28 protein-coding genes and 1 tRNA gene are annotated in these 25,676 nt (G+C 66.0%); 7 read left to right on the top strand and 22 right to left on the bottom strand.

Annotation, left to right across the window (positions count from 1 at the left end; genetic code table 11):
• Nucleotides 1-92 precede the first annotated feature (92 nt).
• The 3 genes from OD750_RS03895 to OD750_RS03905 are packed head-to-tail and all read right to left on the bottom strand — an operon-like array spanning nucleotide 93 to nucleotide 4,942.
• Nucleotides 93-1,502 carry an MBL fold metallo-hydrolase RNA specificity domain-containing protein gene (locus OD750_RS03895; protein WP_263542898.1) on the bottom strand — a complete coding sequence of 470 codons (1,410 nt, stop codon included), beginning with the start codon at nucleotides 1,500-1,502 and terminating at the stop codon, nucleotides 93-95.
• A 44-nt stretch (nucleotides 1,503-1,546) separates the two neighbouring features.
• Nucleotides 1,547-4,114 (bottom strand): cation-translocating P-type ATPase, encoded by a 2,568-nt coding sequence (locus tag OD750_RS03900; RefSeq protein ID WP_263542899.1) that lies wholly within the window; start codon nucleotides 4,112-4,114, stop codon nucleotides 1,547-1,549.
• A 3-nt stretch (nucleotides 4,115-4,117) separates the two neighbouring features.
• Nucleotides 4,118-4,942, bottom strand: a complete 825-nt coding sequence (locus OD750_RS03905) for a universal stress protein (protein WP_263542900.1) — start codon at nucleotides 4,940-4,942, stop codon at nucleotides 4,118-4,120.
• A 200-nt stretch (nucleotides 4,943-5,142) separates the two neighbouring features.
• Between OD750_RS03905 and OD750_RS03910 the strand changes: the two genes are divergently transcribed.
• Both OD750_RS03910 and OD750_RS03915 read left to right on the top strand, forming a co-directional pair.
• Nucleotides 5,143-5,793 carry a BON domain-containing protein gene (locus OD750_RS03910; protein ID WP_272841777.1) on the top strand — a complete coding sequence of 217 codons (651 nt, stop codon included), beginning with the start codon at nucleotides 5,143-5,145 and terminating at the stop codon, nucleotides 5,791-5,793.
• Between the two features lie 132 nt (nucleotides 5,794-5,925).
• Complete coding sequence (locus OD750_RS03915; protein ID WP_263542902.1) at nucleotides 5,926-6,447, top strand: DUF4124 domain-containing protein; 522 nt, start codon at nucleotides 5,926-5,928, stop codon at nucleotides 6,445-6,447.
• Nucleotides 6,448-6,520: 73 nt separating this feature from the next.
• Here OD750_RS03915 and OD750_RS03920 read toward each other — a convergent pair whose 3' ends face one another.
• Genes OD750_RS03920 through OD750_RS03930 form a run of 3 tightly spaced genes read right to left on the bottom strand, consistent with a single transcriptional unit; the run spans nucleotide 6,521 to nucleotide 7,709 of the window.
• Entirely contained in the window at nucleotides 6,521-6,901 is a 381-nt protein-coding gene (locus OD750_RS03920; protein ID WP_263542903.1) for a hypothetical protein, read from the bottom strand.
• 51 nt (nucleotides 6,902-6,952) lie between these two features.
• Nucleotides 6,953-7,324 (bottom strand): hypothetical protein, encoded by a 372-nt coding sequence (locus OD750_RS03925; protein WP_263542904.1) that lies wholly within the window; start codon nucleotides 7,322-7,324, stop codon nucleotides 6,953-6,955.
• A 52-nt stretch (nucleotides 7,325-7,376) separates the two neighbouring features.
• A complete protein-coding gene (locus OD750_RS03930; RefSeq protein ID WP_263542905.1) occupies nucleotides 7,377-7,709 on the bottom strand; it encodes a hypothetical protein in 333 nt (110 codons plus the stop codon).
• A 166-nt stretch (nucleotides 7,710-7,875) separates the two neighbouring features.
• On the opposite strand from OD750_RS03930, the gene OD750_RS03935 reads away from it, so the two are divergent.
• Entirely contained in the window at nucleotides 7,876-8,085 is a 210-nt protein-coding gene (locus OD750_RS03935) for a YegP family protein (RefSeq protein WP_263542906.1), read from the top strand.
• Between the two features lie 159 nt (nucleotides 8,086-8,244).
• On the opposite strand, the gene OD750_RS03940 is transcribed toward OD750_RS03935, so the two are convergent.
• Entirely contained in the window at nucleotides 8,245-8,685 is a 441-nt protein-coding gene (locus OD750_RS03940; protein ID WP_263542907.1) for a hypothetical protein, read from the bottom strand.
• 147 nt (nucleotides 8,686-8,832) lie between these two features.
• Here OD750_RS03940 and OD750_RS03945 point away from each other — a divergent pair, with 147 nt between their 5' ends.
• On the top strand, nucleotides 8,833-9,198 hold the full coding sequence (locus OD750_RS03945; protein ID WP_263542908.1) for a hypothetical protein: 366 nt from the start codon (nucleotides 8,833-8,835) through the stop codon (nucleotides 9,196-9,198).
• Nucleotides 9,199-9,317: 119 nt separating this feature from the next.
• On the opposite strand, the gene OD750_RS03950 is transcribed toward OD750_RS03945, so the two are convergent.
• The 4 genes from OD750_RS03950 to metX all read right to left on the bottom strand — a co-directional run bounded on the left by OD750_RS03950 (nucleotide 9,318) and on the right by metX (nucleotide 12,649).
• Nucleotides 9,318-10,511, bottom strand: a complete 1,194-nt coding sequence (locus tag OD750_RS03950) for a tyrosine-type recombinase/integrase (RefSeq protein ID WP_263542909.1) — start codon at nucleotides 10,509-10,511, stop codon at nucleotides 9,318-9,320.
• A gap of 165 nt (nucleotides 10,512-10,676) precedes the next feature.
• Nucleotides 10,677-10,760 (bottom strand) — tRNA-Leu (locus OD750_RS03955).
• A 174-nt stretch (nucleotides 10,761-10,934) separates the two neighbouring features.
• Complete coding sequence (locus tag OD750_RS03960) at nucleotides 10,935-11,513, bottom strand: cysteine dioxygenase family protein (protein WP_263542910.1); 579 nt, start codon at nucleotides 11,511-11,513, stop codon at nucleotides 10,935-10,937.
• A 35-nt stretch (nucleotides 11,514-11,548) separates the two neighbouring features.
• Complete coding sequence (gene metX / locus OD750_RS03965) at nucleotides 11,549-12,649, bottom strand: homoserine O-acetyltransferase MetX (RefSeq protein ID WP_263542911.1); 1,101 nt, start codon at nucleotides 12,647-12,649, stop codon at nucleotides 11,549-11,551.
• 270 nt (nucleotides 12,650-12,919) lie between these two features.
• On the opposite strand from metX, the gene trmB reads away from it, so the two are divergent.
• Together trmB and OD750_RS03975 are read left to right on the top strand one after the other, a co-directional pair.
• On the top strand, nucleotides 12,920-13,408 hold the full coding sequence (gene trmB, locus OD750_RS03970; RefSeq protein ID WP_263542987.1) for a tRNA (guanine(46)-N(7))-methyltransferase TrmB: 489 nt from the start codon (nucleotides 12,920-12,922) through the stop codon (nucleotides 13,406-13,408).
• Between the two features lie 160 nt (nucleotides 13,409-13,568).
• A complete protein-coding gene (locus OD750_RS03975; protein WP_263541087.1) occupies nucleotides 13,569-14,738 on the top strand; it encodes an IS4 family transposase in 1,170 nt (389 codons plus the stop codon).
• Between the two features lie 201 nt (nucleotides 14,739-14,939).
• Here the strand turns inward: OD750_RS03975 and OD750_RS03980 are convergent, their stop codons facing one another.
• Entirely contained in the window at nucleotides 14,940-15,530 is a 591-nt protein-coding gene (locus tag OD750_RS03980; RefSeq protein ID WP_263542912.1) for a hypothetical protein, read from the bottom strand.
• Nucleotides 15,531-15,611: 81 nt separating this feature from the next.
• On the opposite strand from OD750_RS03980, the gene pdxR reads away from it, so the two are divergent.
• The gene (gene pdxR / locus OD750_RS03985) at nucleotides 15,612-17,045 is read left to right on the top strand and encodes a MocR-like pyridoxine biosynthesis transcription factor PdxR (protein ID WP_263542913.1); all 1,434 of its coding nucleotides are present in this window, start codon (nucleotides 15,612-15,614) and stop codon (nucleotides 17,043-17,045) included.
• Between the two features lie 221 nt (nucleotides 17,046-17,266).
• On the opposite strand, the gene ccmI is transcribed toward pdxR, so the two are convergent.
• From ccmI to OD750_RS04035, 10 genes are all read right to left on the bottom strand, one after another.
• Nucleotides 17,267-18,469, bottom strand: coding sequence for a c-type cytochrome biogenesis protein CcmI (gene ccmI, locus OD750_RS03990; RefSeq protein ID WP_263542914.1), 1,203 nt, complete (start codon nucleotides 18,467-18,469; stop codon nucleotides 17,267-17,269).
• Nucleotides 18,466-18,900, bottom strand: coding sequence for a cytochrome c-type biogenesis protein (locus tag OD750_RS03995; RefSeq protein ID WP_263542988.1), 435 nt, complete (start codon nucleotides 18,898-18,900; stop codon nucleotides 18,466-18,468). Before OD750_RS03995 ends, ccmI begins: the two co-directional genes overlap by 4 nt.
• On the bottom strand, nucleotides 18,900-19,442 hold the full coding sequence (locus OD750_RS04000; protein ID WP_263542989.1) for a DsbE family thiol:disulfide interchange protein: 543 nt from the start codon (nucleotides 19,440-19,442) through the stop codon (nucleotides 18,900-18,902). Before OD750_RS04000 ends, OD750_RS03995 begins: the two co-directional genes overlap by 1 nt.
• A complete protein-coding gene (locus tag OD750_RS04005; RefSeq protein ID WP_263542915.1) occupies nucleotides 19,442-21,418 on the bottom strand; it encodes a heme lyase CcmF/NrfE family subunit in 1,977 nt (658 codons plus the stop codon). Before OD750_RS04005 ends, OD750_RS04000 begins: the two co-directional genes overlap by 1 nt.
• Before the next feature lie 36 nt (nucleotides 21,419-21,454).
• Nucleotides 21,455-21,919: a cytochrome c maturation protein CcmE gene (gene ccmE, locus OD750_RS04010; RefSeq protein WP_263542916.1), complete on the bottom strand. Its 465-nt coding sequence runs from the start codon at nucleotides 21,917-21,919 to the stop codon at nucleotides 21,455-21,457.
• Nucleotides 21,916-22,092, bottom strand: coding sequence for a heme exporter protein CcmD (gene ccmD, locus OD750_RS04015; protein WP_263542917.1), 177 nt, complete (start codon nucleotides 22,090-22,092; stop codon nucleotides 21,916-21,918). Before ccmD ends, ccmE begins: the two co-directional genes overlap by 4 nt.
• Nucleotides 22,089-22,847, bottom strand: coding sequence for a heme ABC transporter permease CcmC (gene ccmC / locus OD750_RS04020; RefSeq protein WP_263542918.1), 759 nt, complete (start codon nucleotides 22,845-22,847; stop codon nucleotides 22,089-22,091). The genes ccmD and ccmC overlap by 4 nt, the downstream gene beginning before the upstream one ends.
• 227 nt (nucleotides 22,848-23,074) lie before the next feature.
• Nucleotides 23,075-23,758 carry a heme exporter protein CcmB gene (gene ccmB, locus OD750_RS04025; protein WP_263542919.1) on the bottom strand — a complete coding sequence of 228 codons (684 nt, stop codon included), beginning with the start codon at nucleotides 23,756-23,758 and terminating at the stop codon, nucleotides 23,075-23,077.
• Nucleotides 23,755-24,396: a cytochrome c biogenesis heme-transporting ATPase CcmA gene (ccmA, locus tag OD750_RS04030; protein ID WP_263542920.1), complete on the bottom strand. Its 642-nt coding sequence runs from the start codon at nucleotides 24,394-24,396 to the stop codon at nucleotides 23,755-23,757. The genes ccmB and ccmA overlap by 4 nt, the downstream gene beginning before the upstream one ends.
• A gap of 65 nt (nucleotides 24,397-24,461) precedes the next feature.
• Nucleotides 24,462-25,673, bottom strand: a complete 1,212-nt coding sequence (locus OD750_RS04035) for an alginate O-acetyltransferase AlgX-related protein (RefSeq protein WP_263542921.1) — start codon at nucleotides 25,671-25,673, stop codon at nucleotides 24,462-24,464.
• Nucleotides 25,674-25,676 lie beyond the last annotated feature (3 nt).

Raw genomic sequence — 25,676 nt, forward strand, 5'->3', positions numbered from 1 at the left:
GAATCAATCGAAATCGACAATCGTTCGAACCCGGACCGACTCGCGCCGAACGGGCTGCCCGGGTCGAACAACGCCGGCTGGAGCCGCGCGCTTCAAGCCGGGCCGGCTGCCAGCAGGTCCACTTCGTCGCGGTACTCGGGAATTCGGGCCGTCCAGCGAAGCTCCCGCTCGATCCTCAGCCGCAGGGCGTCGGCCGCGTCAGGTTCGCCGTGCGTGACGAAAGCGCCGCGTGGCGCGGACGGGGCCGTGCGCAGCCACGCCATGATCTCGTCGGCATCGGCATGCGCCGAGGCGCTGTCCATCGAGACGACTTCGGCATTCACCGGCACGTCCTCGCCGTACACGCGAACGCTACGGGCCCCCGCGGCGAGTGCGGCGCCGCGGGTTCCGCCGGCCTGAAATCCGGCGAGCACGATCGCGTTGCGCGAATCGGGCGCGAACGCGCGCAGATGATGCAGCACACGACCGCCGGTGAGCATGCCGCTGGCCGATACGATGATCATCGGCCCGCGTTTTTCGTTGAGCGCGCGCGACTCGTCGGCCGATCCCACGATCGTCACCGATTCGCGCAACAGTGCGAAGTCCTCCCGGTCCAGATGGTGCTCTCCGGCGAACCGTTCATACAGTTCGGTGACTTCGGCGGCCATCGGGCTGTTGAGGTAGATCGGTACCTTGGCGATCGTACCGGCGTGCTGAAGACGCGCGAGCAGCACCAGGAGCAGCTGCGCGCGGCCGACGGCGAACGCCGGGATTACGATCGTGCCGCCGCGCGCGAGGACGCGGCGGCAGACCCGGGCGAGTTCGGATTCCAGCGTGTCCGCGCCGTGGAGCCGGTTTCCATAAGTGGATTCGGTGACTATCCAGTCGCAGCCGGCGAGCGGAAACGGCGCCGGCATGACGGGATCGTGCCAGCGTCCGATGTCCCCGCTGAACGTGACGGTCGTGTCGGCGTGGTTCAGCGTAACGGACGCGGCACCGAGAATGTGCCCTTGCGGACGCAGCGTAGCCCGCACGCCGGGCACGGGCTCGAACGTCCGGTTCCAGGCCGCCTGCCGGAACAGCTTCAGCGCCTTCCGCGCCTGCGCCTCGTCGTACAACGGTTCGGCGGGACGATGCTTGCTGTAGCCGCCGCGGTTGGCGTGGTCGGCATCTTCGGCCAGCAGATGGCCCGAATCGGGAAGCAGGACGCCGCACAGCGCACGCGTCGCACCGGTGGACCAGACTTTACCTTGGAATCCTTGCGCGGCCAGTCGCGGCAGGAAGCCCGAATGGTCGAGATGCGCGTGAGTCAGCACGATCGCGTCTATGGATGCCGGATCGACCGGAAACTCGGCCCAGTTGCGCAATCGCAACGGCTTGTAGCCTTGAAACAGTCCGCAGTCGACGAGCAGGCGCGACTCGGCCGTTTCGACGAGATACTTCGAGCCCGTTACGGTCGACGTTGCTCCCAGAAACGTCAGCTTGAATCGAGGGGGCGATGTCCTGGTCGGCTTGATCTTCATCCGGGTCTCCCGATTGTACGAACAGTGAGAGGGGTCGAAACGCGCTAGGCGCGAGCGTGGCGCAATGCCAGCCGGCGCGCTCGTTGCACGCCGCTGCGTGTCGCCGTCGCCAGGGCCATCGGGAAGAGGAACGCGGCAAGCGAGGCCCACCAGTCCGGCGAGGCGAATCGGAAGATCGACGCTATCGGCGCGAGATACATCGCGCAGAGCAATGCCAATGTTGCCATTAGAGAAATAATCCAGAAATACGGATTGTTAAAACGCAGCGCGCCCCTTGCGCCGTTACCGTCGCGGTTGAGCGCGAGAAGCGCGAGATTTGCCCCGACGATGGCGGAGAAAGTCAGCGCCTTGATTTCTCCGTCCGGCAAGCCCCATTGCCAGGCGGCCGCATACACGGCCGCCGCAGCGGCGAGTCCGGCGGCGCCTTCGGCCAGCGCAATCCCGATTTCGCCGATGCCGAGGACCGGCGCATCGCGAGCGCGCGGCCGCTGACCCATGACGTCCGTGCCGGTGACCTGACGTTCGAACACGAGCGTGCACGACGGGTCGATGATGAGTTCGAGGAACACCACGAGGACGGGCGAGAGTACGAGCGGGCCGCCGAACAGGAGCGGCAGGAACGCCATGCCGGCCACGGGAACGTGAACCGCGAGGATGTAGCGCAGCGCTCGCTGAATATTCGCGTAGATCGTACGGCCGAGCCGAATGCCGCCGACGATCGATGCGAAGCGATCATCGAGAAGAACCACCTGCGCCGCCTCGCGCGCGACGTCCGTGCCGCGCCGGCCCATCGCGATCCCGACATGGGCGCATTTGAGGGCGGGCCCGTCGTTGACGCCGTCGCCCGTCATCGCGACGACTTCCCCCGCGTCGCGCAGCGCGCGCACGAGACGCAGTTTTTCGTCGGGCGACACGCGTGCGAATACGTCGCACGCCAGGATCGCGTTGCCGAACGCGCCGTCGTCGAGCGGCGAAAGCTCGTCCCCCGAGAGAACCGATCGGTTGTCGATGCCCGCCGCTGCCGCAATGCTTCGTGCGGTCGCCGGGTGATCTCCGGTGATCATCACGACCCGCACGCCGGCCGCTTGCGCTTCGGCTACGGCGCGGGGCACGTCGCCGCGCAGCGGGTCGGAAAAGCCGATCAGCCCCAATGGATCGAGATGGAGATCGGTGGGCGAGGGCGGCAGCTCGGATTCGGCAAGGTCGATCGACCCGAATTGCGCGCGAGCGACGGCCAGCACGCGCAGCCCCGAGCTTGCCAGTTCTGCCGCGGCGCCGAGAAGTTGCGACTTCTCGCGAGCATCCAGCCGGCATAGTTCGGCGATTGCTTCGGGGGCGCCCTTGCAAGCGACAAGCAGGCGCCGGGAGCCCGGTATCCGCCAAACATAGGTGCGTGCCTTCGACGCGGCCGACAACGGGTAGCGACGCACGAGGATGCCGCGCCGCGAGACTTCACCGGGGCCGGCAGCATTCCCGATCGCCAACTCCATCGGGTCGGTCGGCGCGGGCTCGCCGGCCAATGCGGCCAACCGCAGCAGCTCGCCGAAAGCCGGGGGGATCGCCGAGCCGTCTTCGGACTGCCAGCGCTCGCCCCCGGCAACCAGCGCCCGTATCGCCATGCGGTTTTCGGTCAACGTGCCCGTCTTGTCGACGCAAAGCACCGATATGGCGCCGAGCGTCTCGATCGCAGGCGGACGCCGCACGAGCACTTGCGCACGAGCCAGCCGCCATGCGCCGAGCGCGAGGAAGATGGTCAACACGAGCGGAAACTCTTCGGGGACATTCGCGATCGCCAGGGTGATACCGGCGAGTAAGGCGTCGACAAAGGTGCCGCGAGTCGCCCAGAACAGGGCTGTCACCAGCACGCACGAACTCAGACCGATGATCGCGAAGACCAGGACGAGCCGATCGATTTGCTGTTGCGTCGGCGAGCGTACGGTGTGTATGGCGCCAAGCGATGTGCCGATGCGGCCGACCTGCGTTTGCGCGCCGACGGCCCTGACGCGGGCGCGTGCCTGTCCGCTTACGATCAGTGTGGCGCTATACAACGTCTGACCCGGCGTGGGCGGCCTACTCGAGTCGGTGCGGATGGTTTTTGATACGGGCATCGATTCGCCCGTCAACAACGACTCGTCGACCGTCAAAGCGTGCGCGAACAGGAGATCGCAATCGGCAGGCACCCGGTCGCCTTCCTCGGCGAAGATCAGATCCCCGACGACGAGTTTGCGCGCGTCGATGCGAACCAGCGCCCCGTCGCGATAGACGGCCGCCTGCGGGCTCGACAGGTCTCGCAGCGCATCCAGCGCCCGCTCGGTCTTGCCGCGCTGGATGACCGTGGAGCTGACGACGACGACCACCGAAAGACACAATACGGTTGCTTCGGCCAGGTCGCCGAGTGCGAAATAGAGCGCGGCGGCGACGACGAGCAGCGCCAGCATCGGCTCGCGCAATGCGTCGACGAGCAGGTCGAAAAATGCAGGCCGGCGATCGACCGGCATTGCATTCGGACCGTCTCGCGACTGCTGCCACAGCGCTTGTTCGGACGTCAGGCCGAACTCCGCCCATTCGTCTTGCGCCGACGCGATTTCGCCGCGGGAGTCCGACATCTGCATTCTTCAATGCCGCAGCAGAAGCGGCATCGGGGCGTGCGCAAGCGCGTGACGCGTGGCGCCACCGAACGCCCACTCGCTGAATCGGCTGCGCCCGTAGGCGCCCATGACCAATAGCGTCGCTTCGTTCGCCGCTGCCGCATCAAGAATGGCGCGTCCGGCATCCGCGCCGCTGGCACCGATCGCCACGAAAGAGACGGGGATGGCGTGCCGCGCGAAATAGGATTCGAGATTGAAGTTCGGCAACCAGCCGATTTCCGAGAACGGATCGCGAATCTCTCCGCTCAACACCGTGACGCGTCCGGCGCGCTCCAGCAGCGGGCGTGCGGCATGGATCGCGCGAACCGCTTCCGCCGAACCGTTCCAGGCGACAGCGACGGAACGCAGCGACGGGGCGTCGTCGAAGTCCGGAGGAACGACGAGCGCAGGCAGGCCGGAGCGAATCGCGACCGCACCGATTTGCGCGGCCTCCGCATCGCCCCAGTCTCGGCGCGTCAGGACCAGAAGATCGTGCCAATTGCCAAGATGGCGCAGAACGTCGGGAACCGAGCCTTCGGCGACTTGCCAGGCCGCGTGCCGCACCCCCTGATCGCGGGCCCATTTCTCGAATTCGCCGCGGGCTTCGTACGCTTTTCGTTCCGCGCTGCGGATGCTTTCGAGGATGAGCGCGAACGCCTCGGTCGCGCCGTAGAGCGCACCGGATGCCGACGGCGTGGGACAGACGAGAGTTCCGGTCAATGACGATTCGGTGAGCGCGGCGAACTTCGCCGCGTAGCCGAAATCGGCATCCCACCGATCATGACTGTTGCCGAGCGCGAGGATGCTTTGCATGGCGGCCGTCTCCCTGGATGAATTTCTACGCTAGCCGAAGGCGCCGGGTCGCTCTTGATACAAATCAACTCGCGCGCGACGGCGCATGTTGCGGATCGCGAACCGACGGCGTCTCGTCCTTGAGCCTTGTTGATTTGCATCAACACCGGGCACGCGCTTTCGCGCGGCAATGGCGAAAGCCCAAACTCGGAAAGAGCGCCATGAACGACAAGCAGCTTCGTCAGAATGTCATCGAGGAACTGGAGTTCGAGCCCAGCATCGACGCGGCATACGTAGGCGTTGCGGCCGCGCACGGTGTGGTTACGCTGAGCGGCCACGTAAGTTCGTACCCGCAGAAGACGGCGGCCGAACGCGCGGTATGGCGGGTAAAGGGTGTCAGGGGGCTCGCCCAGGAGATCGAGGTCCGCCTGCCGGGGCACAAGAAAGACGCCGACGATGAAATCGCCCAGCGCGCGGTCAACGTGCTCGCGTGGAACACGCAGGTGCCGCACGATGCGGTAAGAGTTCGCGTCTCGGAAGGCTGGCTGACGCTCTCCGGCACCGTGGCCTGGAATCATCAGCGAACGGCGGCCGAGGAAGCCGTTCGCGAACTGACGGGTGTCGTCGGCGTATTCAACGAGATTGAGCTTGCGCCGCAGATTCGAGTGACCGACATCAAGCAGCGCATCGTCGCTGCGCTCGGCCGGCATGCGGAAGTGGAAGCGGCGAAAATCGACGTTGACGTAGATGGCGCCACGGTCACGATTTCCGGAGAAGTGGACAACTGGGGCGAGCGTCAGGCTGTCGAACGCGCGGCATGGGCCGTCGGCGGCGTGCGCAAAGTCGTCGACAACCTGCGCTTTCGCATGTAGGGCTCCGTTTCGCGGAACGCCGGCAAGTCGGTGCGGCAAGAGAGGCCCGATCGGTCAGTAGCAGGCTAGCCCGCCGTGAGAAGATTCCGGCGTTAGCGACAGACGATTCCGAGCAACAAGTAGGGAGTTCCAATGAATCTCGCGCTGGTGTTCGTGTTGTCGGTGATTGCTCAAGGGCCGGCCTACAAATGCAAGGACGCGGCAGGAGCAATCAGCTTCTCAGACCGCCCGTGTCCGTCGGGAGCAGACTTGGTCAAGAAGACTGCGCTCCCTAGCGATGGCGGACGCGGTAGCGCGTCGTCAGTGACAGGTGACGATCCGCGATGGTGCGACGAAGGTGTGGCGCCGGCAGATCTCGTCAATGCGTGCCTAGACGCGTGGCGGCCGTCATTGCGTGATCCGCGCGGCGCCTACGCGGAGGGTGGCCGGCTGACGCGCAATCAAAAAAATGGCGACCTTGACGTATTCGTTAACGGCTACGCAAAGAATGGCTTTGGGGGGACAAATGCGCTCGAAATGCAGTGCAAGCGCACGCCGGAAAACGCGCTCGAAACATCGGGCACGGAATCTTGGATTAAGCTATATTTAGCTTTCTCACAATTGAACGTGAAGCCTTCTCCGCACGTTGTCGAGCAGTGTTCCAGTGGCCAGTAGTCCAAGGAAGGGGGCGCCGCCTGGCTGGGATTGGCTGGAAGGGAACATGCGCCCAAGGGCGTCGCCCGCGACCTTACGCCTGGTTGATGACAACGCGGACCGTGCTCTCGTCATCACCCTCCTCGAACTCGACAGGAAACTCCAGGCGCGCGTGTGCACCGAGTATCTCGACATGCCGCGGGAGGCCATGCGTCCAGTGCGCGCGACAGAACGACGCTAGGCGCTCAGATACCTGCGCATCACTGATCGTAATGTCCACGAGAGCTTCGTCAACGAGGCGCTCCATGTCGGAGCGCTGATTCGAATCCACAGGCCGCAGCCGGAAGCTAAGAAAGGCTTTGCCTGCCCGAACGGACGCAGTGAAGTTGTTGGCGCCGATGGAGTCGCCCGAACTCGCGTACTGGAGGTAGACCGAGGACTGGCCTTTGCGCAAGGTGACGATCGGAAAACCCATGCATGCCTCCCATGTTCGCCTTGACGGACAGCTGAAAATTGCGCGCTACGCCTAGGCCGCCTGGACGTGGATGACACTCTCGTATTCGCCAACGTCGAACTCGGCGCGAAACTTGTACCGAACGTCTTTGTGAACAATTTCGAGCCGGCGCGACACCCCCTGCGCCAGACTGTGGTCGCGGAACCTAGCCAGCTCGCGGGCAATCTGCTCACTCTGGATGGCCACGCGGGTGAGCTTGTGGCGACCGAGCTTGCGAGCGTCTGAACGTTCGTTGTCGCTACACGGCTTGAGCTCGAAGCTCATGACCGCCGCATCTTCACGAACCACGGCCCTGAAGTTTCTCGCGCGGATCGAATAGGCCTCAGGCCCGCCGAACATCAGAGACGCCCACGCCGTGCCTTTGCGCAAGTCCATCGTCAGCATTTCGGTTCGCCCCGCCGTGCCCGGCCCTGTCCATCCTCGCATGCTGAAACTATCAAGGCCCCAGACGTCTGAACATCTGACTAAGCGCCGTTAGTCCTTGGTCGACCAAGTCCGGATTCAGATGCGTCACGGGATAGGTGATTTGCATCACCATCGCGCGGAACGGTACTCCGGAAACCGGCACGACGGTTCGAAGAAGCGCACAGACCTCTTCGTTGTTGGCGGGGCCTGAAATCTGCCATTCGCCGTTTAAAAGTCTGCAGCTCCCGTCCTGATCCAGCTCCACGACGTCCCGGAAGCCGGCGGCATCCATCGCTCGATAGAACGCCACCCAGTCGGCGGCTCGATGCTCTTCGATGAGTTGAACTCGAACGGAGAAGTCCATGGCACGGATCCCGGCAACAGCTTGCAAATCACCTGCCGCCACAGCTCCGAACCTCTCACCGCTAGCGCCCCCCATCGCCGTCGCGATCGAGATGTGTAACTTGGCGCGTGAGAGAATTCAGGCCCCGGCGGCACGTTGACGAAGTCACGTTGCGAGGAAACCCGCCATGGAAGTCAATTTGCTAGCCGCATCCAAAAAGCCGAACCCTCGTTTCGAGGTCTACCAGGATGCGGCGAACGAATGGCGATGGCGCCTCATTTCCAGTTCCGACATCATCGCGAATTCCGGTGAGGGCTATGCCTCGAAGGGCAATGCCCAGCGCGCGATCGATTCGGTCAAGCGCGTGGTGCCGGGGGCACCAATCATGGACGCATAACACTCTGCGGACGCCGAGCTTGGGTCGCCGCGTCCAAGTGAGGCAGCGTCGTCGGCGCTCCAACGTCGGGAGCGCAGCAGGAGGTTGCTGCGATCGAGGACGAGCTACGCGAGCATGAGGCGTCGCGCGAGGTTGATAGGACGGGGCGCCGCAACCGCGTTACCTTTCCCCAAGATCCGTTCTCGTCGACAAGACCTCAGCCATCATCTTCCGAAGGTCGGGCGTGACAATCCATTCGCCCGTGCTCTTGCTCTCCCCGTCGGGGTCAGCCCAATACCAGAGCGAGTAAATGTGCAGGTCGACATCCCTGCGAATGCGCTCGAGCGCGCGGTTCCATTGCCGATCGTTGACGGGCGTACGTCCGGCTTGCTCGAACGCCATCTCGCACGACTGGATGATCATCTCCATCAGCGTGAAGCGTTCATCGCCGTCCAGCGTGCCGTCGTCGTAGGCCGTCAGAAACTCGTCTAGTCGTGCCGGATCGGCGACCTGGATCTCCCAGTCCTGCATGTTGCCACGGTTGGGCAGGCCGAAACGCCGCGCGAGCGAGTCGATCGCTGCGGCGGTCGGAAATCGCCAGTGGCGTTCGGGTACGTGCATTGAATGCCTCAGTGGACGGCGCGTTCGACGGTCGAGCAAGGCCTACAGTCTTGCGCCGGTTAAACGCTTCGATTGCGTTGGATTGTATCGCAAGCTTTGCGACCGACCCGGCGCAAGGTGAAAAGCCGCGATAGTCAGGAGAGGATGATGAACAAGCCCGCCGAGATGATCCACGAAGCCGAATGCCCGTGGGAGTCTGGAGTCCTTGGGCTTTCTGAAGAGCATGCTGTTGCCGTGAGCGCCGCACAGGAAAAGGAGATCGACGAATCGCTCGATCTCGTGCTGATGTCGATCCGACTTCCGAAGGCGTTGATCAACGACTTAAAGTTCATCGCGAAGCGCGAAGGGCTCGGCTATCAGCCGCTGATGCGACGCGTACTTATTCGCTTTGTCTCGAACGAGATGAAGAGCATTGCGCGTCAGGAACTCGTTCGGGGCAATTACGTCGATAAAACTGACGATGCCCATGTCGACGAGGATGAGCCTGTCTGTGCTGCTGGTGGCGCCAGGTAGTCGACTCCGGAATGCTCAACAAGGAAGCCTCGCCGAACAAGCGGGGCTTTTTTGTGAGCCCTATCTAGCAACATCGAACCCAGACCGTGCGGCGAACTCCTGTCTGGCAGACAGTAGATTCAGGCCGTATGCCCAGTGCGTAACGCAGCAAGGTAGTCCGCCCACGCCTGCATCATCTTCCGCCGCTCCGTGAGGTACTGGGCGCGGTTGTATACGGCGCGGACTTTGTCGCGCTCGGCGTGCGCAAGCTGCCGCTCGATCACGTCAGGCGGCCAACCCATTTCGTTGAGGCGCGTCGACGCCAGCGCCCGGAAGCCGTGGCCGGTCATTTCCTCGGTCGAGTAGCCGAGTCGGCGCAGTGCGGCGTTGATCGTGTTGTCGGACATCGCGCGCGACTTCACGCGGATCGACGGGAAGACGAAGCGGCCGTCGCCTGTAAGTGCCTGGATCTCCCGAAGCACCGAGACGGCCTGCGTCGACAGCGGCACGATGTGTTCCTCGCGCATCTTCATGCGCGCCGCGGGAATGCGCCACTCGGCGGCCTGCAGGTCGATCTCCGACCATTCCGCCTTGCGTAGCTCGCCAGGCCGGACGAACACGAGCGGGGCGAGTCGCAGAGCGGCGAGGGTGGCGCCAGCGCCCGTGTAGCCGTCGATCGCTCGCAGCAGTTCGCCAATGCGCTTCGGGTCGGTGATCGCCGCGCGCGGCACGGAGACGGCCGGCGCGAGCGCGCCACGGAGATCGGCCGATGGATCGCGCAGCGCACGGCCGGTTGCGATAGCGTAGCGGAAGACTTGGCCGCAGCGGGCCTTCGTTCGGTGCGCGGTTTCGTGCGCGCCCTTCGCCTCGATCCTGCGGAGAGCCGCGAGCAGGTCGGGCGAGCTGATGGCGTCGACGGCCAGCTTGCCGAGCATGGGGAAGATGAAGGTCTCGAGCATCCACTTTGCCTTGCCGAGTGTGACGTGCGACAGCCGCTTCGATTGCAGCGCCATCCACTCCCGAGCGATTGCCTCGAACGTGTTCTCGGTAGCGAATTGAGCTCGCGCTTTTTCCACTTTGCGTTGAACGCCCGGGTCGATGCCGTCGGCGAGCTGCTTCTTCGCGTCGTCGCGCTTGAGGCGCGCCGCGCGCAGGGAGACTTCAGGATAGACGCCGAGACTGAGCAACTGTTCCTTGCCGGCGACGCGGTACTTCAGACGCCACCAGCGGGAGCCGTTCGGCTTTACGAGCAGGTACAAACCGCCAGCGTCAAACAGCTTCATAGGGCGGTCGACGGGCACGGAATTCTTGATCGAAATCTCGGTCAGCGGCATGGGGGTAACTCCTCTGAGTACCCCAAGCTTACCCCCAAAGTTACCCCCGAATTTTCCCGGTTGCAGGCGTACGAGTCCGGACGACGGCGTACAGTCGGCGAGCCGGAAAGCGAGCTGTGATGCGGGTTTCAGGACTTTGGCGAACGTCGCCGGACTTGCTAGGTGTGCCGGTGGAGGGACTCGAACCCACACTCTGTTGCCAGAAACGGATTTTGAGTCCGTCGCGTCTACCAATTCCGCCACACCGGCATAGGTGTCGCGCCTTCGGGGCACGGCTGGCGTGCGGCGGCGCGGGGCAGGGCGCGCAGTATAAAGCCTGCGCGCGATTGCGCAATCCCAGGTGGCACCGTTGCGTTTCGACGCAGCCGGAGGGCTATGCTTGCGCCGTTCGATGGATGGAGGGGCAGGACGCCTCTCGATCTCTCAGTGCGTGCGGTCGAGCGACAGCTTGCGCTCGTCGCGTTCGTACCACGACGCGTCTTTCTTCTGGAACACCGCGCAGCTCGTCATCGGGCCGCTGTACACGTGCAGCGAGACGGCCACGTCGCGGTCGCTCGGGTTCTGGATCGTGTGGTATTCGTGCGGCGGGATCAGGCTGCCGGCCGAGCCCGCGCCGGCGATCATCGTGCCGCGCGATTCGAACCGGAACCGGTTTTCCTCCTGGCCCAGGAGCTCGTACGGCGTGATCTCCAGCGCGCCGTGCCACACGCCTTCGACGCACCACATGCCGGCGTGATCGTGGATCGGCGTGCCCTGGCCCGGCCCCCACGTCATCGCGATGACGCAGTAGCCGTGTTCCTCGCTCACGTACAGCTCGCGCCGCGCGTAGTGGTCGCCCACCGATTCGAACACGCAGTCGGGCAGCTTCACTTCGGGGTCGCGGATCAGCTGGCACAGCGCGTGCCGCAGCTTGTCGGTGATCTGCGTCGGGCAGTCGCGACAGACCGCGGCGTCGATCGCGTCGACCAGGCGTCTGGCGCCCGGAAAATCCAGCGTAAGCATGTCGGTGTTCCGTAAGGCGTTGCGTGACGCCAAGTTTACAGCCGCGCCAGGAACTGCGCGATGGCCGCGCCGAATCGCGCGATGTCGACGAGGAACGCATCGTGCCCCTGCGGGCTGTCGAGGGCGACGAACTCGACCTGCGCGCCGCCGGCTTCGAGGCCCTGCGCGATTTCTTCCTGCTGGCTCAGCGGAAACAGGATGTCGGTCGACACGCCGATGACGAGCGCGCGTTCGAGCGCCAACGTTTTCAGCGCCTGTAGCGCGCTGCCGCCGCCGTATTCGCCGATGTCGAACCAGTCGCTGGCGCGCGAGAGGTAAAGATAGCTGTTCGGATCGAAATTGCGCACGAACCGGCGCGCGTGGCCCGCAAGGTACGACTCGATCTGGAACTCGGCGCCGAACGGGTCGTCCTCGCGCTGCTCCGAATCGAGCCGGATGCGCGCGAAGCGGCCCACCCATTCCATCGCCGAGCGGTACGTGATCACGCCGAGCTTGCGCGCGATCGACATGCCGGCCTCGGGATAGCGCACGTCGTCGTAGCGGCCTTCGTTCCAGTTCGGGTCGAGGCGGATCGCTTCGCGCTGCAGCGAGCGGATCGCGATCGCGAACGGCTGCGCCTGCGGCGCGGTCGAGATGCTGATGTGGCCGCGCGCGCTGCCGGGATGCAGCGCGAGATACGCCAGCGCCGTCATGCCGCCCATCGAATTGCCGAGCAGGCACGCGAGGCGCTCGATGCCGAGGCCGCGCACGAGTTCGTACGCGGCATTCGCGGCGTCCTCGAGCGTGAGTTCGGGAAACGCCAGGCGATATGCTTCGCCGGTGGCCGGATCGATCGACGCGGCGCCGGTGGAACCCTTGCAGCTGCCGAGCGTGTTGACGCAGATGACGAACCAGCGGTTCGTGTCGATGTGCTTGCCGGGGCCGAGCATCTCTTCCCACCAGCCGGCGCTGGTGTCGGCCGCGTTCGAGGCCGCGTGCGCGCTCGGGGACAGTCCGGTCAGGATGAGGATGGCGTTGTCGCGCGCGGCGTTCAGTTCGCCCCAGGTTTCGTAGGCCACCTGCGCGTCGACGAGCGCGCCGCCGCGTTTGAACGCGAACGGCGAGGTCAGGTTGAAATACTGGCGTGCGTCGCCCATCGGGAAAGGATTCGTGCGGCGCCGGGGCCGGAAGGCCGGCAATGTAAACTCTGGCGCGCGGCAATCCAAGGTTTGCCTTGCGAAGCGAAGGGAATAACGATGTTCGGAAACTCGCGGGAGGTCGCGAGCAGCCAGCGGCAGGCGCATCCGCGGCTCGTTGAAATCGTCGGCAGGCACTTGCGGGAGCCGTTTCGCAAGCCGATTTCCGACGCCTCGCGCGCGGCGTTCGATGCACTCGCGGCGCGGGTCGAAGACGCGTCGCGGCCGTTGGTGCTCGACGCGGGGTGCGGCACCGGCGCGAGCACGCTCGCGCTCGCGCGGCGGCATCGCGAGGCGTTCGTCGTCGGCGTCGACAAATCGCGGGCGCGGCTGGAAGTCGGCCAGCGCGCGCTCGCGTGCGCCGATGATGTTGCGAATGCGCTTTTGTTGCGCTGTGATCTTGTGGATTTATGGCTGCTGGCGGCGCGTGCCGGGATGCGGTTCGAGCGGCAGTACCTGCTGTATCCGAATCCGTGGCCGAAGCCGGAATACGTGATGCGGCGCTGGCCCGGGCATCCGGTGTTGCCGGCGATCCTCGCGTGCGGCGGTGCGCTCGAGCTGCGCACGAATTGGGACGTGTATGCACTCGAATGGGCCGAGGCGTTGCGTGTCGCAGGGCGCGAGGCTTGCGTCGAATTGCTGATACCGGACGGGCTGACGCCGTTCGAAGCGAAGTATGCGGCGTCGGGACATCGCTTGTGGCGGGTGGAGAGCCCGTGATCCCGGCGAGGCCGGGTCCAGCTTTTCGCCCTTGCTCGTCATTCCGGCGTATGCCCACTGCTGTCCGGAATATTTGTATACGAGCAAGCGAAAAGTGTTGCGGCGCTTGGATTAACGGGTTAAGACCCTGAGCGCCAACTCAAATCCGAGCGCCGCAACGATGTACAGAGTAAGCCGCCTGGGCGAACTATTGGAAGAGAGCTTCCGCGCCCGCTTCGACGCGCAGGTGCGTCAGCACAACGCCGACAAGCACCTCAAGAAGTTCAAACGCTGGGACCAGTTCGTGGCGATGACCTGTGCGCAGTTGCAGGGCGCCACGAGCCTGCGCGCGCTCACCGGCGGTCTGAAGGCGCTGTCGAACCACCACTATCACCTGCGCACCAGACTCGTTGGCCACTCGACCTTGGCCGATGCCAACCAGCGCGATCCGGCGGTGTTCGGAGCGGTGGCGCAAATGCTGATGTCGCAGGTGGCGCGCAAGCTGCGCAAGGAGTGCCAGCGGACGCTGGTACGGATCGACTCGACCTCGATCACGCTCAAAGGCAACGGCTTTGACGCGTGGACGTCCGATACGAGCAACTGCTTCACGCAAGGGCTGAAGCTGCATGTGGCGCTCGACGATGCGGATGTGCCGGTCTATCACAGCATCACGGCGGCCAACGTCAACGATGTGACCGAAGGAGCGAAGATACCGATCGAACGCGGCACGACGTACGTGTTCGACAAGGGCTACTGCGACTATGGCTGGTGGTGGTCGATCCACCAGGCCGGCGCATGGTTCGTCACGCGAGTGAAGACCAACGCGGTGCTGAAGGTCGAGCAGACACTGCCGATTCCTCCGGGCAATCGATCCCGGATTCTGGCTGACGAAGTCGTGCGTCTGAGCAACAAGAACCCCGGCGCGGGCCGCAAGAATCCTTATACCGCGCGGCTGCGGCGTATCACGATACGAAGAGACAACGACCAGACGCTCGTGCTGATCAGCAACGACCTGGACCGCAGTGCTGCGCAGATCGCCGCCTGCTATCAACAACGCTGGGACGTCGAATTGTTCTTCAAGTGGCTCAAGCAGCACTTGAACATCAAGCGCTATCTGGGCCGATCTCCCAACGCGGTGCGTACACAATTGCTCATCGCGCTGATCGTCTATCTGCTCGTGGCCTTGTTAAGACATCGCACGAAAACCGACGCGACGCTCTGGCTGTTCACCGCCGTTCTACGCATGACTTTGTTCGAGCGGCCGCAGTTGCACGAGGACATGCGACAACGACGAGCGACCAAGGCTGCCGAGCTCGATGCTCGACAGCCTCAACTGGCTGATTGGAAATGATATTTATTCCGGACAGCAGTGAGCGTATGCCGGAATCCAGCTTGTAGGTTTGGTTTCGCGGATAGCGAAAAACTGGACCCCGGCCTGCGCCGGGGTGACGAGCAAAAGCGAAAGCAACGTCAAAAAACCGGATCCCGGATTTCGCCGGGATGACGAGCTTTGAGAGGCGACGTTGACGTTGAGCTCGACGCGCCAGCCGCTCTACTCCTTCACCCGCTCGATCGTAGAAATCCAGTTCGGCTCCCACGTCTTGCCCCCGTCGGCCGAAAACGACTGCACGAACTTCGCGCTCGTCGGCGTCACATCCGACCATACGTAGCGCACGAAGATCGCGCGGCCGTCGAAGTACTCCTGGTCGTAGAACTCGCCGACGCCGTTCTTCCACTCGCCGACCACCGGTTTTTCGTCGAGCTTGCCGTTCTTCGCGTTCGCCCAGTAGATGTGCCACTGGCCCGTCGTCGGGTTGTAGAGGCGCAGCGTGAAGCCGTCGATCTTCGTGCCGGTTTCCGGGCTGTCGACGTGGAACTCGTCCATCGTGCCGCGGCCGTCCCAGACCTTCTTCGTGATCTGCGTGCCTTCGAATTCGACCCATTCGTTCGATCCCGACAGCGGGTGCTTCAGGCGCTTCAACTTCGCCTTCCACGTGCCGACGATCGGATCGAAATCGCGCGAGCCGTCGCGCACGGGCGCCTTGTTCGCGCTCGTCTGCGCCGGCGCGTTCGCCGGCTGCGCGAACGCGGGCAGGGCACACGCGGCGGCGGCGCCCGTCAGCAGGAATGCAAAAACCTTCATGTCGATCTCCGGGGATTGAGGTGGCATGTCGTCATGAGCGAGGATGCGCGCACCAACCGGCCTCTCAAACGACCACCTCCCGTGCAGCTTCTGATACCACTTTCGCCGCAAGGCGGTCCGCTGAACCGACAGGTCTACGCCGGTCTGCGCCAGGCGATTCTCGACGGCACGTTCGGCGCCGGCGCGCGCCTGCCGTCCACGCGCGATCTCGCCGAACAGCTGCGCATTTCGCGCACCGTCGTCGTGCTCGCGTACGAGCAGCTGCTCGCCGAAGGCTACGTCGTCGGCCGCGGCGGCTCGGGCACGTACGTGCCGGAAGGCCTCGCCGCCGCGCGGCCCGCCGGCAACGATCCGCCGGCCGACATCCGCCTGTCGCGCTTCGGCGCTTACGCCGCGCAGACCGGCTCGTCGGCCGCGTTTCCGCAGCGGCCGGCGTCGCCGCCGCGTTTCGATTTCGCCTACGGACGCAGCGATGTGGATTGTTTTCCGTTTGAACAATGGCGCCGCATTCTGCAGCGCCGCGCGCGCCGCACGCCGATCCGCGAACTCGACTACGGCCCTGCGACCGGCAGCGAGGCGCTGCGCGCGGCGATTTGCGAGCACCTGAAGCGTTCGCGCGCCGTCGCCTGCGATCCGTCGCAGGTGATCGTGGTGAACGGTTCGCAGCAGGCGCTCGACCTCGTCGCGCGCGTGCTGATCGAGCCGGGCGACGCCATCGCGATCGAAGATCCGAGCTACCAGGGCGCGAAGGAAGTGCTGCGCGCGGCCGGCGCGCGATTGCAGCCGGTCGCGGTCGATCGCGACGGGCTCGATCCCGCGCGTCTGTCGGACGACGCGCGCATGGCGTTCGTGACGCCGTCGCATCAGTTTCCGACCGGCGCGATCCTGCCGCTCGCGCGTCGGCAGGCGCTGCTGCAATGGGCGCGGCGGCGCAACGCGGTGATCGTCGAGGACGACTATGACGGCGAGTTCCGCTATCAAGGCAAGCCGCTCGAATCGCTGCAGGGGCTCGATACGGAAGGGCGCGTCGTCTACGTCGGCACGTTTTCGCGCACGGTGTTTTCGTCGCTGCGCATCGGCTATCTCGTCGTGCCGGCGTCGCTGCTCGCCGCGTTCACGGCGGCGAAATGGCTGTGCGACCGGCATACGGCGACGCTGGAACAGGAAACGCTCGCCGAATTCATCGCGTCGGGCATGTACGAGCGGCACCTGCGCCGCGTAAGGCGGCGCAACGAGGCCGCGCGCGACGTGCTGCTCGGCGCGGTGAAGAAGCACCTGGGCGATCGCGTCGAAGTGACCGGCGAGGGCGCCGGTGCGCACATCGTGCTGTGGCCGCGCGGCGACATGGCGGAAGACGCGATCGTCGCCGCCGCGCTCGATCGTGGGGTCGGCGTGTACGGTATCGGCGGGTATTACTTGCGGCGGCCGTCGCCGGCGGGTTTGTTGCTGGGGTATTCGCGGATGCGGGAGGCGGAGATTCGGGAGGGGGTGAAGCGGTTGGGGGCGGTGATCTAGGTTGATTCTGCGATTACGTTCGGGAATACGCGACTGGCGCTTGCTGTGGCAGCAACGAGGATTCTTGCGTCGCCCCCTCTCCCAACCCTCTCCCCCAAGCAAGCTTGGAGGAGAGGGCTATAGCGCGGTAACGATTGAATTCTCCGTTCCCTCTCCTCCAACGGCGTTGGGGGAGAGGGATAGGGTGAGGAGGCGCGGCGGACGATCGCGTCGAGCCTGCTTTACTGGACGACCTTGTCGATCGTCACCTCGACCGGCTCCGTGCGCTTCACGTCGACCGGCTTCGACAGCGTCTGCAGATCGCCCGGCTGCGCCATCGCGTTGCCGCTCTGCGAGACGCGCGCGCCGATGACCACTTGCGGAAACTGCGACAGCTTCAGGTTCGGCAGCATGCCCATGCCTTCGGTCAGCGTCACCGTCGTCGGCAGGTCGGAAACCTTCACGCGCTGCACCGCGAGCGGCATCGGCGGGCCGCTCGCCGCACGCGCGAACACGAATACCGTCGCGTCGGCCGGCGCCTGGGCGCGCAGCTTCGCGTCGAGCGACACCGTTACCGTCAGGCGGATGTCGCTCGCCGCGCTTTCCGGCTTCGCTTCGGGCCCGGCGGCTGCCGGCGTCGCTGCGGCCGTCGCCGGGAGGTGGCCCGCGCTGCGCGCCTCGTCGATCTGCGCCTGCACCGACTTGGCCGCTTCCGAGCCCGGTTCCATTTGCGCCAGCAGCGTTTCCCAGCGCGCGATCGCGTCGGCGTGGCGCTCGGCCTGGCGGTCGCTGACGCCGAGCAGCCACAGGCCGCGCTGGTGCTGCGGATTGGATTTCACCGCTTTTTCCAGAAGTTCGCGCGATTGTCCGTCGAGCTTGCGATCGGCGCTCGCGAGCGCCAGCGCTTCGGCGTAGTCCACCTGCACGTCGGGATTGTCCGGCAGCCGGTCGTACGCCTGCTTGACCGCGTCGCGCGCCTCGTCGAAGCGCTGCATCGACTTGTATGCGCGGCCGAGCAGCAGCCAGCCCTCGGCATCGTCGGGATTCTGCTTGAGCTTCGCCGCGAGGTTGGCGACGGCGGCGTCCATGTTCGGGCCGTGTTCGTTCGACGCGGCCGGCACGGCGGCGGCAGGGTCCATCGCAGCGGGATTGCCGAGCTTCGCGTACAGGCCGATCGCGGCCGCGGGCAGCACGAGCACGACGGTCAGGAGCGAGGCGAACGCCGTGCGCGAACGCGGCGCGGGCGCGTCGTTCGCGGAAGGCGCGAGCGCGGCGAGTTTCGCGGCGTGTTCTTCGGCGCTGATGACGCCGGCGGCGAGCGCGTCGTCGAGCGCGCGACGTTTCGTGACGTCCGGGGCGCGGCCGCGCCGCATCAGCGGCAGTACGACGAAAGCGAGCGCCGCGAGCAGCATCGCGCCCGCGAGCAGTACGAACAACGGACTCACCAGTCTTCCTCCTCGCCGGCGGCGCGGGTGGGGGCGGGGTTCTGCGCGGCGCGCCGGCGTACCGTCAGCCACACGGCGATGCCGCCGACGGCGAGCAGTACGAACGGACCGAACCACAGCACGAGCGTCGAGGCTTTCAGCGGCGGGTCGTACAGCACGAATTCGGAATAGCGCGCGACGAGATACGACTTGATTTCATCGTCGCTCTTGCCCGCGCGCAGCTGCTCGAACACTTCGTTGCGCAGATCCTTGGCGAGGCCCGCGTCGGAGTCGGCGAGGTTCTGGTTCTGGCAGACGAGGCAGCGCAGTTCGCGCGCCAGGTGCTGGAAGCGCTGCTCTTCGGCGGCGTCCTTGAACGGCAGCGGCTCGACCGCATGCGCGACGAAGGCTGCCGCGAGGCCGATCAGCGCGGCGAACACACGAGCGATCATCACCGGGCACCTCCGCGCAGCGCGACGATCGCCGGCTTGAGCGTCTTCTCGATGTAGTCGGGCGTCAGCACGCCGATGCGCTTCAAGCGAATCACGCCGTTGCCGTCGACGAGGAACGTTTCCGGCGCGCCGTACACGCCGAAATCGATCGCGACGCGGCTTTCGGCGTCGACGACGATCACGTCGTACGGATTGCCGAACCGCGCGAGCCACGCGCGCGCGTCGGTCGGGTCGTCCTTCCAGTTGTAGCCGACGACTTTGACGCCGAGTTCCTTCGCGTAGCGCACGATCACCGGATGTTCCTCGACGCAGCTCGGGCACCAGCTGCCGAAGACGTTCAACAGATACGGCTCGCCCTTGAGATCGGCGCTGCCGAACGTCTTGCCCGGATCGTCGAACAGCGGCAGCGCGAACGTCGGCGCGCTCTTGCCGATCAGCGGCGACGGCACTTCGCGCTGGTCGTGCGACTTGTTCCAGTAGATGCCGAAACCGAGCAGGCCGGCGATCAGCGCAAAGCCGATCAGCGGCAGAAAACGTCCCATCATGCGGCAGCCTCCAGCGGCTTGGGCGCGGCCTGCGCGAGCGCCGGCTCTTTCGCGGGATTCGGCGCGAACCGGAAGCGGCGGTCGCACGCGGCGACGAAACCGCCGAGCATCATCAGGAGCGCGCCGAGCCAGATCCAGCGCACGAACGGCTTGACGTAGATGCGCACCGACCACGCGCCGCCGTCGCCGAGCGGTTCGCCGAGCGCGACGTAGACGTCGCGCGTCAGGCCCGGATCGATCGACGATTCGGTCTGCACTTGGCCGCGCGGATACTGGCGCTTCTGCGGGTGCAGCGTGGCGACGACGGTATCGCCGCGGCTGACGACGAGCGTGCCGGAATCGGCGATCCAGTTCGGTCCCTGCGCGCGCTTGACGCCTTCGAAGCGAAAATCCAGATTGCCGACAGTGGTACTTTTACCCGGTTCGAAGCGCAGGTCTTTTTCGACGCCGGTGGCTTCGGTCACGAACACGCCGGCCACGAACACGGCGACGCCGAAGTGCGCGAGGATCATGCCGAGCATTTCCGGCGTGTAGCGGCGCCCGGCCGGCGCGTTGCGCCAGCGCGAGAGCGCGTACGCGCCGATGCCGGCGCCGACCCACAGCGCCGCGGCGACGCCGATGAACGCCTTGAGCGGCAGCGGCCCCGCGACGAGCCACGCGGCGGGCACCGACAGCGCGGCGAGCAGCGCGGCCGGCGCGAGCGCGCGCAACGAGGCCGCGACATCGCCCTGGCGCCAGCGGATGAACGGGCCGAACGGCACGAGCAGCACGACGGGAATCATGAGGATCGTGAACATCCAGCCGAAGAACGGCGGGCCGACCGACAGCTTGCCGGCGTTGAACGCCTCGAACATCAGCGGCGCGAGCGTGCCGATCAGCACCATGGCCGCGGCCACGGAAAACATGAGGTTGTTGATCAGCAGCAGCGTCTCGCGGCTCGTGCCGGCGAACGGCTCGCCGCCGGCGACCTTCGGCGCGCGCACGGCGAACAGCGTCAGCGATCCGCCGATCACGATGACCAGGAACGCGAGAATGAACATGCCGCGCTCGGGATCGCTCGCGAACGCGTGCACCGACGTGAGCACGCCCGAGCGCACGAGGAACGTGCCGAGCAGCGACAGCGAAAACGCGAAGATCGCGAGGCACAGCGTCCACGCGCGGAACGAGCCGCGTTTTTCGGTGACGGCCTGCGAATGGATCAGCGCGGTGCCGACGAGCCACGGCATGAACGAGGCGTTTTCGACCGGATCCCAGAACCACCAGCCGCCCCAGCCGAGTTCGTAGTACGCCCACCACGAGCCGAGCGCGATGCCGAGCGTGAGGAACGCCCACGCGACGTTCGTCCACGGCCGCGCCCAGCGCACCCAGGCGACGTCGAGATTGCCGCCGAGCAGCGCCGCGATCGCGAACGCGAACGCGACGGAGAACCCGACGTAGCCGGTGTAGAGCATCGGCGGATGCACGATCAGGCCGAAGTCCTGCAGCAGCGGATTGAGATCGTTGCCGTCGGCGAGCGCCGGCACGTGGCGCAGGAACGGGTTCGACGTGAGCAGCGTGAACAGGAGGAACCCGACGCTGACGAAGCCGAGCACGCCGAGCACGCGCGCGACGAACGCGTCGGGCAGGCGGCGCGAGAACGCGGCGACCGCGACGGTCCAGACGTTGAGGATCAGTATCCACAGCAGCAGCGAACCTTCGTGCGCGCCCCACACCGCCGAGAAGCGGTAGTACCACGGCAGCTGCGAATTGGAATTCTGCGCGACGTAGGCGACCGAGAAATCCTGCGCGACGAACGCGTAGGTGAGGATCGCGAACGACACCGCGACGAACACGGCCTGGCCCGCGCTCGCGGGTTTCGCGACGGCGATCAGCGCCGCGTTGTTGCGCCACGCGCCGTATATCGGCAGCACGGTCTGCACCGCTGCGAGCAGCAGCGCGAGGATCAGGGCGAATTGGCCGAGTTCGGGGAGCATGGCGGTATCTCGTGGCGGCCGTCGTTCGGCCGGGTGCTACTGCTTTTGCGGCGCGGGCGCGTCTTTGACTTCGTGCTTGGCGTGCGCCTTCGCCATCGCATCGGCGACGTCGCGCGGCACGTAGGTTTCGTCGTGCTTGGCGAGCACTTCGGTCGCGACGAAGCGGCCGTTGTCCATCTTGCCGGTGGCGATGACCGACTGCTTTTCGCGGAAGAGGTCCGGCAGGATGCCGTGGTACTCCACGGTCATGTCGGCGTCGCCGTCGGTGGTGACGAATTCCACTTTCAGCGAATCGGTCGCGCGCTTGATCGAGTCGGCCTTGACCATGCCGCCGAGCCGGAACCGCGCGTCGGCCGGCACCTTGCCCTGCAGCACTTCGACCGGCGTGTACAGGTACGTGACGTTCTGCGTCAGCGCGACGACGCCGAGCGCGGTGGCGATGCCGACGGCGGCGAGGATCAGGCCGATGACCGTCATGCGGCGCTTGCGGGTGGGATTCATGGCATGTCTCCGGTTTTCGCGCGTTCGCGGCGGCTGCGTCCGCGCAGCTCTCGCAGCACGCGCTTCTTGCGCACGAGCGGCGCGAACGCGTCGATCGCGAGCGCGACGAAGAAGATCGCGTACGCGCTCCAGACGAAGCCGCCGTAGCCGCCCATCGAGAAGAATTCGTTCATGCGCGGCCCTCCGCGGCGTCGGCTTCGGCGCGCGCCCACTCCTTGCCCGATTCGAGCTCGAGCAGGTCGACGCGCGCGCGCGACAGCAGGCTCGCGGCGAACACGAACTTCGTCGCGATCGCCATGACGAGCAGCGGCCAGAGCATGCGCGAATCGATCAGCGACGGGCCGAACAGCTTGACGGTCGAGCCCTGGTGCAGCGTGTTCCACCACTTCACCGAGAAGTGCACGATCGGCAGGTTGACGATGCCGATGAGCGCCAGGAACGCCGCGGCGCGCGCGGCCTGGCGACGGTCTTCGATCGCATGGTACAGGCCGATCACGCCGAGATAGAGAAACAGCAGCACGAGTTCGGACGTCAGGCGCGCGTCCCACGTCCACCACGTGCCCCACATCGGCTTGCCCCAGATCGCGCCGGTGGCGAGGCAGACGAACGTGAACGCCGCGCCGACGGGCGCCGCGGCCATCGCGAGCGTTTCGGACAGCTTGATGCGCCACACCAGCGCGATGAAGCCGTTGACGGCCATGAACGCGTAGATGAAAAGGCTCATCCAGGCGCTCGGCACGTGGATGAAGATGATGCGGTAGGCGTCGCCCTGCTGATAGTCCTTCGGCGCGAGCACGAGACCGCCGTACAGGCCGATCGCGCCGAGGATCAGCGCCGCCGCCCAGAACCACGGCACGAGCCGGCCCGCGAACCGGTAAAAATAGGGGGGCGAGCCGAGTTTATGGAACCACAATACCAGTGGATTCATACGCTTGTGGAAAAACTCACTATGCTGGCTGCGGGCGGTCAGCCCTCTCCCCCGGGATCGCCTGGGGAAGAGGGTTGGGTGAGGGGGCGGGCGCCGCGTTCTTCCCCGAGATCGACGAAGTGCGTCGCGTCGCCCCCTCACCCCAGCCCTCTCCCCCAGGCGCGCCTGGGGGAGAGGGAGTTTCCGGGCTTGCGACGTGAGTGTCGCAAGAACCGATATCCGTTGCGCTAGCTGATCGAAATCTTCAACGCCGCCGCGCACGCCAGCGGTGCCAGCACGAGCGACAGCGCCAGTCCCGCGCCGAGCCAGAGCAGCGGCGCGGCGACCGGCAGGCCGTTCTGCGCGGCGTTGCAGGCGCCCGCCGCGAAGATCAACACCGGCACGTACAGCGGCAGCACCAGCAGGGCCAGCAGCATACCAGAGCGGCGCATGCCGACCGTCAGCGCCACGCACACCGCGCCGATCAGGCTCAGGAGCGGCGTCGACAGCGCAAGCACGGCCAGCAGCACCGGCTGCACCGGTCCCGGCAGGAACAGCATCTCGCCGACGAGCGGCGCGATCGCGACGAGCGGCAGCGCCGTCGTCAGCCAGTGCACGAAGATCTTGCAGGCCAGCAGCAGCGCCAGCGGATGCGGCGACAGCACGAGCTGTTCGAGTGAACCGTCCTCGAGGTCCGAGCGGAACAGCGCGTCCAGCGACAGCAATCCTGCCAGCAACAGGGCCACGAGTACCGTGCCTGCGGCAATTCGCCCCAGCACCTGCGGTTCCGGGCCGATCGCGAACGGAAACAGCGCGACCACCATCAGCGCGAACAGCATCGGGTTCAGCGCGTCGCCGCGGCGGCGCCAGAGCAGGGCCAGATCGCGGGCGAGCAGCGCGCGGCAGGCGCCCCACAGCGTGCCGTAGCTCATGCGACGGCCTTCAGCGGAATGCGGCGCGGCGTGCCCGACGTGTAGGCGTACGCGCCGTGCGACGTGATCAGTGCCGCGCCGCCGCGCCGCGCGTGCACTTCGAGCAGGCGGTTGACGAGCGCGATGCCTTCGCGGTCGAGGTTCGCGTACGGCTCGTCGAGCAGCCACAGCGCGGCCGGCACGAGCAGCAGGCGCGCGAGCGCGACGCGCTTTTTCTGGCCGGCCGACAGCTGACGCAGCGGAACCTCTTCGAAACCTTCGAGCCCGACGCTCAGCAGCGCCTGGTTCGGCGTGATGCCGGCGCGCAGGCCGCCCAGGCCGATCGCGAACCGCAGATTTTGCAAAGGCGACAATTCCCCTTTGAGCCCGAGCAGATGGCCGAGCAGCGCGACCTGGTGCGACAGCCGCGCGAGCGTCAGCGGTTCGCCGTTGAGCAGCACCGCGCCCGCGCTCGGCTCGACGAGGCCCGACAGCACCTTGAGCAGCGTGGTCTTGCCGCTGCCGTTGTCGCCCTCCATCAGCACCACCTCGCCGTGACGCAGCGCGAAATCGATCGGGCCGAAGATCGGCTCGTCGTTGCGCGCGAAGGCGAGGCCGCGGGCTTCGAGCAGCGGCGGGGTGTCGGGATCGGGATTCATGGGGCGCGCAATGCTACCGGGGCGGTGCGTGCGGCGCCACCGGTACGCGGCACGCGCGACACGCCCTACGGCGCGCCGGGCGCCGGCGCGGCCGGCGATCCGCCGGGCGGCAGTCCCTTGGCGTACGCGGCGATGCGGTCGACATTGCCTTCCTGGACCAGAAGGATGAGCCGGTCGACGCGCTGCGTGCGCATCGCGCGATCGACGAGCTCGGCCAGCCGGTCCGCCGGCAGGTGGTTGGACGTCACCTGCGACAGGTCGCGGAACGCGCCGGCGAAGACGGCGGAGGTCTCGACGCCGTACGAATCCGACACCATCACGACCGATTCGGGAACGACGGGCCTGTCGTTCGCGTAAAACTTCGCTTCGACGACAGGTACAGGAAACAGCGGTCCGATCGCATTGCTGAACGCCTGTTTTCTCGCCTCGTCGGGTACCACGTGCGGATTGCGCAGGAAGTAGGCCGGGGTCTGCTGCACGATGCCGTAGGTGATCATGATTTCCGACGGCACGACGCCGCGCTCGAGCCGGTCGCCGACATCGGTCGGCGCGCCGATCGCGGCCAGGTACGCGTCGCGCACGACCTTGAGGCTCATGCCCACGGCGTGCCAGTTCGCTTTCGGAAAAAACGCCTCGTCGCCGCTCGCCGCGCGCATCGGCTGGAACGGGTATACGAACGTCACGCCCTGCGGCGCGGCGACGCCAAGCAGCGGCGAGTGGCCGTTCGCGATGTCGAGGCAGGCCTTGCGGTACCGGTCGGGCACCGAGTACGGCAGTTTCTGCGCATACAGCGTCAGCGCCGTCGGAACGATGACGACGTCGAGCGCTATCCCGCGTTCGTGCGCGAACCGCGCGAGCGTCGGCAGCGCGTCGCGCAGGCGCGCGACGGACGCTTCGCTGTGCGAGCGCACGCAGCTGTTCTCGAAGATGCCGTAGACGTCGGCGTCGCTGTCGCCGTTGAGGAAGACGTAGCCGTCCTGCGCGATCGTCACGCGCCGCTGCGGCGGCGTCGCGAGCACGAAGTACAGGAATTTCTTTTGCAGCATCGAAGCCTGCATGATCGGATACGCCCGATCGGCGAGCCACGCCTTGGCTTTGCGGAAATACTGCACCGGGTCCGGAGCGAATTCGGCGCTTTTCGGCCACGGCGCCAGCGTCCGGCTGTGGAAGAATTCGAGCAGGGCCGTGTTCTGCAGGCGGATGCCCGCCACCGGGATCAGCAGCAGGAGCGCGATCAGCGACGTCAGGATGCGGGCGCGAAGGGAAAGGATCAGCATGGC

Source organism: Tahibacter soli (assembly GCF_025717065.2).
GTDB lineage: Bacteria > Pseudomonadota > Gammaproteobacteria > Xanthomonadales > Rhodanobacteraceae > Tahibacter > Tahibacter soli.

Coding starts and splice junctions, on each gene's coding strand:
- OD750_RS03895 (WP_263542898.1), bottom strand. CDS start 1,502: ATGAAGATCAAGCCGACCAGGACATCGCCCCCTCGATTCAAGCTGACG.
- OD750_RS03900 (WP_263542899.1), bottom strand. CDS start 4,114: ATGCAGATGTCGGACTCCCGCGGCGAAATCGCGTCGGCGCAAGACGAA.
- OD750_RS03905 (WP_263542900.1), bottom strand. CDS start 4,942: ATGCAAAGCATCCTCGCGCTCGGCAACAGTCATGATCGGTGGGATGCC.
- OD750_RS03910 (WP_272841777.1), top strand. CDS start 5,143: ATGAACGACAAGCAGCTTCGTCAGAATGTCATCGAGGAACTGGAGTTC.
- OD750_RS03915 (WP_263542902.1), top strand. CDS start 5,926: ATGAATCTCGCGCTGGTGTTCGTGTTGTCGGTGATTGCTCAAGGGCCG.
- OD750_RS03920 (WP_263542903.1), bottom strand. CDS start 6,901: ATGGGTTTTCCGATCGTCACCTTGCGCAAAGGCCAGTCCTCGGTCTAC.
- OD750_RS03925 (WP_263542904.1), bottom strand. CDS start 7,324: ATGCTGACGATGGACTTGCGCAAAGGCACGGCGTGGGCGTCTCTGATG.
- OD750_RS03930 (WP_263542905.1), bottom strand. CDS start 7,709: ATGGACTTCTCCGTTCGAGTTCAACTCATCGAAGAGCATCGAGCCGCC.
- OD750_RS03935 (WP_263542906.1), top strand. CDS start 7,876: ATGGAAGTCAATTTGCTAGCCGCATCCAAAAAGCCGAACCCTCGTTTC.
- OD750_RS03940 (WP_263542907.1), bottom strand. CDS start 8,685: ATGCACGTACCCGAACGCCACTGGCGATTTCCGACCGCCGCAGCGATC.
- OD750_RS03945 (WP_263542908.1), top strand. CDS start 8,833: ATGAACAAGCCCGCCGAGATGATCCACGAAGCCGAATGCCCGTGGGAG.
- OD750_RS03950 (WP_263542909.1), bottom strand. CDS start 10,511: ATGCCGCTGACCGAGATTTCGATCAAGAATTCCGTGCCCGTCGACCGC.
- OD750_RS03960 (WP_263542910.1), bottom strand. CDS start 11,513: ATGCTTACGCTGGATTTTCCGGGCGCCAGACGCCTGGTCGACGCGATC.
- metX (WP_263542911.1), bottom strand. CDS start 12,649: ATGGGCGACGCACGCCAGTATTTCAACCTGACCTCGCCGTTCGCGTTC.
- OD750_RS03975 (WP_263541087.1), top strand. CDS start 13,569: ATGTACAGAGTAAGCCGCCTGGGCGAACTATTGGAAGAGAGCTTCCGC.
- OD750_RS03980 (WP_263542912.1), bottom strand. CDS start 15,530: ATGAAGGTTTTTGCATTCCTGCTGACGGGCGCCGCCGCCGCGTGTGCC.
- OD750_RS03995 (WP_263542988.1), bottom strand. CDS start 18,900: ATGATCGCTCGTGTGTTCGCCGCGCTGATCGGCCTCGCGGCAGCCTTC.
- OD750_RS04000 (WP_263542989.1), bottom strand. CDS start 19,442: ATGGGACGTTTTCTGCCGCTGATCGGCTTTGCGCTGATCGCCGGCCTG.
- OD750_RS04005 (WP_263542915.1), bottom strand. CDS start 21,418: ATGCTCCCCGAACTCGGCCAATTCGCCCTGATCCTCGCGCTGCTGCTC.
- ccmE (WP_263542916.1), bottom strand. CDS start 21,919: ATGAATCCCACCCGCAAGCGCCGCATGACGGTCATCGGCCTGATCCTC.
- ccmD (WP_263542917.1), bottom strand. CDS start 22,092: ATGAACGAATTCTTCTCGATGGGCGGCTACGGCGGCTTCGTCTGGAGC.
- ccmC (WP_263542918.1), bottom strand. CDS start 22,847: ATGAATCCACTGGTATTGTGGTTCCATAAACTCGGCTCGCCCCCCTAT.
- ccmB (WP_263542919.1), bottom strand. CDS start 23,758: ATGAGCTACGGCACGCTGTGGGGCGCCTGCCGCGCGCTGCTCGCCCGC.
- ccmA (WP_263542920.1), bottom strand. CDS start 24,396: ATGAATCCCGATCCCGACACCCCGCCGCTGCTCGAAGCCCGCGGCCTC.
- OD750_RS04035 (WP_263542921.1), bottom strand. CDS start 25,673: ATGCTGATCCTTTCCCTTCGCGCCCGCATCCTGACGTCGCTGATCGCG.